The sequence below is a fragment of the Cohnella sp. GbtcB17 genome (genome assembly GCF_019091135.1).
Classification (GTDB): Bacteria; Bacillota; Bacilli; order Paenibacillales; family Paenibacillaceae; genus Cohnella.
Map to the genome: position 1 here is coordinate 153,160 of NZ_JAGXJW010000011.1, position 6,269 is coordinate 159,428.

Consider the following 6,269-nt stretch of genomic DNA (forward strand, 5'->3'; position numbering starts at 1 on the left):
ACGCGTTCGCGATCAGCCCTTGACTGCGCCAGCCGCTACGCCGCTGATGATCTGCTTGGACATGACGGCGAAAAATACGAGCAGCGGGATGACGGAGATCGCGATGCCGACGTACTGGGCGCCGAAGTCGGAGGAGAACGCCGACTTGACGCTGGCGATCATGACGGGAAGCGTCTGCTTGTCGTTGTCGAACAGAATGATCATCGGGGTGAGGAAGTCGTTCCATTTGCCGATAAAGGTGAAGATGGCGAGCGTCGCGATGGCCGGCCCCATAAGCGGGAGCACGATGCGGTGGAAGATGCGGAATTCGCCGCAGCCGTCGATCCGTGCCGACTCGACGATCTCGTCGGGAATCGAGGCGTCCGCGAATTGTCGCATCAGGAAGATGCCGAACGCGTCGTACAGCGTTTGAAGCAGCATCGGCCAATACGTGTCGGTAAGGTGGAGCATGCTCATAACTTTAAAGAAGCCGATGATGCCGAGCTGGCCGGGAATCATCATCGTGCCCAGCACGAACAGGAACAGGAAGCCGCGGTACCGGAAGCGATATTTGGAGAACCCGAAGCCCGCCGCCGCCGCGAAGTAGACACTAAGGGCGGTTCCCGTCACTGCGAGAAACACGGTATTGAAGAAGCCGCGCCAGATGTTGACCGAGGCGACGAGACGCTCGTAATTGTTCGCCAGTTCCGTGCCCGGCCAGAGCAGCAGCTTGCTCGCGATGTCGGAGTTCGCGTGGGTCGACGTAATCATCATGCTGTAAAAAGGGACGAGACAAACGAACGCGACGGCAGCCAGCAAGAGATACAGCACGGCTTTGGTGTGGGTATATCCGGATCTCATATGCGCGGCGCCTCCTATTCCTTTGTTCTCGTAGCCAGCGTCGTGATCGCGGTGAAAAACATGACGACGATAAAGATGCCGTAGGCGATAGCCGAACCGTAGCTGTAATCGAAGTTTTTGAATGCGGTCTCATACAAGTACATAATCATCGTTCGCGTCGAGTTGCCCGGACCGTCTCCCAGCATGAGCGGCGCGTCGAACAGCTGGAGCCCGCCGATGACGGATGTAATGAAAGTGAACAGCATGACCGGACGCAGCAGCGGCAAAATGATATGGCGGATGATGATAGGCTTCGTCGCCCCGTCCACTTCGGCTGCTTCGTACACTTCCTTGGAGATCCCTTGAAGGCCTGCGATAAAAATGATGAGATTGAAGCCGAAGTACTGCCAGCAGATGACGCCCGCGACGATGATCCGCGACCACCACGGGTTGTTGAACCAGTTGACCGGGTCGTCGACGAGGCCGATGTTCATGAGCACTTTGTTGATGCTGCCCGTCTGCCAGTCGAACATGAGGCTGAACAGAACCCCGAGCGTAACCGGCGTGACGATATGAGGGAAGTAGAACACGGCCCGGAAAAAGTGCTTGCCCCGGACGAACCGCTCGTTCAGGATGAGCGCGAGCCCGAGCGCCAGGAGGATCTGCGGTATGATGGCCATCACCCAGATGATCAGCGTGCTGCCGATCGTCTGGAAGAAGAAGCTGTCGTGAATGAGCCGGGTATAGTTGGCCGCGCCGACGTAGACCGGATCGCTGAAGCCGTCCCATTTGGTCAGGCTCAGGTAGAAGGTGTACAGAATCGGCGCCAGCCCGATCAGCAGAAAGCCGATAAAAAACGGCGCGATAAAAATGTAACCGTAGAAGGACTTGTTGATTTTCGTGTTCATGCGCATCAACCCTCTTTGAAGTCAGATGGAAGTCGGTCTGTCGCAGGAATCGCGGACGATCAAATGAGGCTTCAGCAAGCTGTAAGAGCGGCTGTCGACACTTTCATATTCCCCCTCGATTCGACGGAATAATCCCTCGGCCGCCAGCATGCCGATCTCCTGGAAGGGCTGCCGCACCGTCGTGAGCGAAGGGAACACCCACTCCGAAATCGAGATATCGTCGAAGCCGACCAGCGAGAGCCGCGACGGTACGCTTAGTCCCTGCTCCTGGATCGCCCGGAGCGCGCCGATCGCCGTCTCGTCGTTCGAGGCGACGACAGCCGTAAAGCCGCCGACCTTGAGCAGCTTGCGCATCGCTTCGTAGCCCCCCTGATTGCTCCAATCCGACTCTGCGATCCAGGCCGGGTTCTCCGTCAAGCCGAGCGCCTCCATCGTTTGGCGGAAGCCCTTGAGCCGATACTTGCTCGCCCCGGCGTGCGGCGGACCCGCGATGTAGGCGATATCCCGGTGGCCAAGGCCGTGCAGGTAGCTCACGATTTCTTCCAGGCCGGCAGCGTTGTCGACGTCCACCGACAAGAGCCCTTCTAGCTCGCCGTGGTCTCCGACGAGGGCGACCGGATAAGCCGAGTCCCTGAATTCAGCCAAGTCTTCCTCCGCCCGCTTCTGGAAGCTCACGAGGATCAGCCCGTCGACCTGTCCCTCATATAGAAGCGACAAGAACTCGCGCTCGCTGCCGTAGTTGGACGTCCAGCTGTAGAAGATGCAGTTGAAGCCTCTGCGTCCCGCGACGATCTCGATGCCGCGTATAATGCCGGAGTAGAATACGTTCGAGATATTGTCGACCACGACGCCGATCGTATTGGTCTTATCCATGACCAGCCTGCGGGCATTGGCATTGCGGTGAAAATTAAGCTCCTCGATCGCCCGGTCCAGCGCCTCCTGCGTAGCACGCTTCACCTTCTGTCCGTTAAGATAACGCGATACCGTGCTTTTGGAGGTATTCGCCAGCCTCGCTACGTCGTGAATGGTAGGTCCCATGACTCGTCCCGCTTTCCGTAAAGTAATTCCCGAGCAATTTCGGGAACGTTCCCAAAAGAAACGATAACATGAGATTATCAGATCGGCGAAGCGATGGCTATCTTGATTTCTCGCTAGACGGTTCTTGCATGGCAGACATCCTTAAGTGATAAGGACTCAACTCTCCGGCTTTAAGGTTGGCTACGAAGTATCCCGTGAATTTTGAAGCGCTTACTTGCTGTTTGCAAAATTGGGAACGTTCCCAAAATGAGCGTGGACGATCGTTCGGCTTCTCGCGACCTTCGCTCCATTGTCGGCCTGCTCCAGCTGACCGCCAACGTTGAAGATTTGTCACGCTGTTGTAAACGAACCGATACCCCATGCCAATGCCGATGCCCATAACCATCCTTGCAGATGCGGGATGCGGAATCAATTCAGATGTTGTCGGATGCCCAATCCGCGCAGTTTTGGGAACGTTCCCAAAATAGTAAAACGAATATTTATGTACCCATATTAGAGGACGTTCGTGCGGTTTGTCAACTCTTATTCAAAACTTTTTAAAAAACGGACTTCCGCCGCCCATGTCGTCTCCGACAACCGTACGATCGAATCCCGGTCCTCCGCGCGACCTACCGCGACCGTCAGCCAATGCCCGTCGCCGACTTGCTCCGTATGCCAGCGATAATGACCGTCCTCCGCGATCCCCGTCCCGACGGGCACCGGGCAATCCAGCGGCGCCAGCGCCAGCCCGGTTCCTCGGGCCTTCATTGCCGCCTCCTTGCGCGACCACAGCATGCCGAACCGATCCGCGGACTCCCGCTCGTCCCGCGCTTTCCGAATGTAAACCGACTCGTCCGGCAAAAACAACTGATCCGTCAAGGCCAGATGCTCGGTCCCGCAGCGCGCGACGTCGATGCCGAGGGCATCGACCCGGCCGAACGCGCACGCGGCCACTCCCTCCGCATGCGTGAGATTGAAGTACAGCCCCAGCCGCTTCGCCGATTCCGGCTCCGCCGCCGTGCAGGGTTTGCCGCCGGCCTTTTTGATGAGGCGAATGCCGCCGGGCGTCGTGCCAAGGAGCCGAGCCAGTCGATTTTTGACAAGCAGCCTCCCTGCCAAGTATTCGACGCAACTGCGCAACAGGCGGTACCGGTTATAAGCGGCTTGCTCTTCTTCATCGAGCAACAACGCCCGCAGCGGCGCCAATTCGTCCTCGTCTACCGCGGGAGGCAGCCGCATCCATACAGCTTCGCAAGGTTCATACGCATCGTTCATTTCGCCTGCCTCCCTTTTTGCGCACGATTCCGCTTATATCGGCGAATGGTGATTGAATTGTTGCGAACCCTATGGTATATTGTAGGAAATTTAAAGGCAATGAAACTTTCGGGTTCAACCTCGCTTTCATCTGAGGTTGAGCCCTTTTTGCGTTTATTGCCGAATAAGGAGGCCTTTTTCATGATTCAGCTCGAAGCCGTTTACCACCGAATGGGGCAGAATTGGTCTTACGCATACGACGACGATACGCTCCATATCCGCCTGCGGACCAAGCGCGCGGACGTCCCCCGCGTCGACCTGATCTGCGGAGACAAATACGATTGGAGCAGGGCGAACGAAGAGGTCGCGATGGAGCGCTGGTGTTCGGACGCGCTGTTCGACTACTGGCAGGCCGCGGTGCGGCCCAAGTACCGCAGGCTCGTGTACTACTTCGCGCTGCGAGACGGCCAAGAGACCGTCTATTATTTGGAGAAGGGCTTTTTCGAGCAGCCGCCGACCGTCATGTACGAAGGCTTGTTCGACTTCCCCTATCTCAATCCCCAAGACGTGCACAAGCCGCCGGCATGGGTCAAGGAAGCCGTATTCTACCAGATCTTCCCGGAGCGCTTCGCGAACGGCGACCCTTCGATCAGCCCGGCGAACGCGCTTCCTTGGGGCGGCGTGCCCACGCCGACCAACTTTTTCGGCGGAGATCTGCAGGGCGTCATCGATCATCTGGATCATCTGAGCGAGCTTGGCGTCAACGCCGTCTATTTCAATCCGCTGTTCGCCGCGACGACCAATCACAAGTACGATACGACCGACTATATGCGCGTCGATCCGCAGTTCGGCACCAACGAGAAGCTGAAGGAGCTCGTCGAGGCCTGCCATGCGAGAGGCATTCGCGTATTGCTCGACGGCGTGTTCAACCACTGCGGACGCAGCTTCGCGCCTTTCCAGGACGTTCTGGAGAAGGGTCAGGAATCGCGGTACGCGGATTGGTTCCGCGTGCGGCAGTGGCCGCTCGGCGTCGTGGACGGCGTGCCGACGTACGAGACGTTCAGCTTCGAGCCGATCATGCCCAAGCTTAATACCGGCAACCCCGAGGTGAAGGACTATCTGCTGAACGTCGGGCGCTACTGGATCGAGGAGGTCGGTCTCGACGGCTGGCGCCTCGACGTCGCCAACGAGGTCGATCACGAGTTCTGGCGGGAATTCCGCCGTGTCGTGAAGCAGGCCAATCCCTCCGCCTACATCCTGGGCGAGATCATGCACGATGCGATGCCTTGGCTTCAGGGCGACCAGTTCGACGCGGTCATGAACTATCCGTTCACGAACATTTTGCTGAACTTCTTCGCGCACCGTACGACCGACGCGACGCGGTTCGCCCATGCGATCGGCGCGCAGCTGGCCAGCTATCCGCAGCAAATTTCCGAAGTCGCGTTTAATCTGCTCGGCAGCCACGATACAGTGCGTCTGTTGACGCTTTGCGAAGGCGACAAGCGCCGCCTGATGCTGGCTACGCTCTTCCAGATGACGTTTCAAGGCACGCCTTGCGTCTACTACGGCGACGAGATCGGCATGGACGGCGCGCACGATCCGCTGAACCGCCAATGCATGGAGTGGGATCCGGCCAAGCAGGACCGCCCGCTTTTCGACTTCTTCCGCAGCCTCATCGCGCTGCGCAAGGCACATCCCGCGCTACGAGGCAGCGGACTCGCGTTCGTGCCGATCGAGTCGCAGCCTCAGGTGCTCGCTTACGAGCGCTGGGACGCGAACGAGCGGTTCCTGATCGTCGTGAACAATCAGGAGCGTCCGGTCTCGATCGACGTGCCGGTCGCGCAGGCTGACGCCGGATGGCGTGATGCGAATACCGGCGCGGCTGTCTCCGCCGGCGCGGCAGGTGCGCTGCATGCGGAACTGCCGGCCTACGGCTACGCCATCTGGCGGGCGCCGGCAAGCGCGCGGGCGGCTCTGGCGGCCGAAGCGAGCGCGGCGGAGTAAGCGGCGCGAAGGCACGGCGCGGGCCAAGCGGGGCGCGGGCACTAGCGGGCGCGGGTGAAGTCTTGTCGGTCGGACGCCCCCTGGCCAGACAGCCCCGGCTGCGCGGGTAAGTGCAGCCCACCAGCGCAAGGAGGCTGCGGGACCAATAGCGGCAGCTTTTGCCGCTATCCGCTTTCGCCGCGAGGCTGCCGGGTACTGTCAAGAAGTTTGTGTAAGTAGGTCTCTTCGTCGAAATTGCACAGCCTAGGTATAGTTGTACGACTGGAG

General features: G+C 59.1%; 5 protein-coding genes. 1 reads left to right on the forward strand and 4 read right to left on the reverse strand.

What is annotated here, in order from left to right:
* Window positions 1–12: 12 nt before the first annotated feature.
* The 4 genes from KVT38_RS08415 to KVT38_RS08430 form a co-directional block, all read right to left on the reverse strand.
* A complete protein-coding gene (locus KVT38_RS08415; protein WP_217593236.1) occupies window positions 13–840 on the reverse strand; it encodes a carbohydrate ABC transporter permease in 828 nt (275 codons plus the stop codon).
* A gap of 14 nt (window positions 841–854) precedes the next feature.
* Window positions 855–1,727, reverse strand: a complete 873-nt coding sequence (locus KVT38_RS08420) for a carbohydrate ABC transporter permease (RefSeq protein ID WP_254639084.1) — start codon at window positions 1,725–1,727, stop codon at window positions 855–857.
* A 21-nt stretch (window positions 1,728–1,748) separates the two neighbouring features.
* The gene (locus tag KVT38_RS08425; RefSeq protein WP_217593238.1) at window positions 1,749–2,765 is read right to left on the reverse strand and encodes a LacI family DNA-binding transcriptional regulator; all 1,017 of its coding nucleotides are present in this window, start codon (window positions 2,763–2,765) and stop codon (window positions 1,749–1,751) included.
* A 522-nt stretch (window positions 2,766–3,287) separates the two neighbouring features.
* Window positions 3,288–4,019 carry a 4'-phosphopantetheinyl transferase family protein gene (locus tag KVT38_RS08430; RefSeq protein ID WP_217593239.1) on the reverse strand — a complete coding sequence of 244 codons (732 nt, stop codon included), beginning with the start codon at window positions 4,017–4,019 and terminating at the stop codon, window positions 3,288–3,290.
* Between the two features lie 180 nt (window positions 4,020–4,199).
* Here KVT38_RS08430 and KVT38_RS08435 point away from each other — a divergent pair, with 180 nt between their 5' ends.
* Window positions 4,200–6,002 carry an alpha-glycosidase gene (locus KVT38_RS08435; RefSeq protein WP_217593240.1) on the forward strand — a complete coding sequence of 601 codons (1,803 nt, stop codon included), beginning with the start codon at window positions 4,200–4,202 and terminating at the stop codon, window positions 6,000–6,002.
* Window positions 6,003–6,269 lie beyond the last annotated feature (267 nt).

What these genes read in the sequence shown, in the direction of transcription:
- KVT38_RS08425 (WP_217593238.1), bottom strand. Translation starts at nt 2,765, where the DNA reads ATGGGACCTACCATTCACGACGTAGCGAGGCTGGCGAATACCTCCAAA.
- KVT38_RS08435 (WP_217593240.1), top strand. Translation starts at nt 4,200, where the DNA reads ATGATTCAGCTCGAAGCCGTTTACCACCGAATGGGGCAGAATTGGTCT.
- KVT38_RS08430 (WP_217593239.1), bottom strand. Translation starts at nt 4,019, where the DNA reads ATGAACGATGCGTATGAACCTTGCGAAGCTGTATGGATGCGGCTGCCT.
- KVT38_RS08420 (WP_254639084.1), bottom strand. Translation starts at nt 1,727, where the DNA reads ATGAACACGAAAATCAACAAGTCCTTCTACGGTTACATTTTTATCGCG.
- KVT38_RS08415 (WP_217593236.1), bottom strand. Translation starts at nt 840, where the DNA reads ATGAGATCCGGATATACCCACACCAAAGCCGTGCTGTATCTCTTGCTG.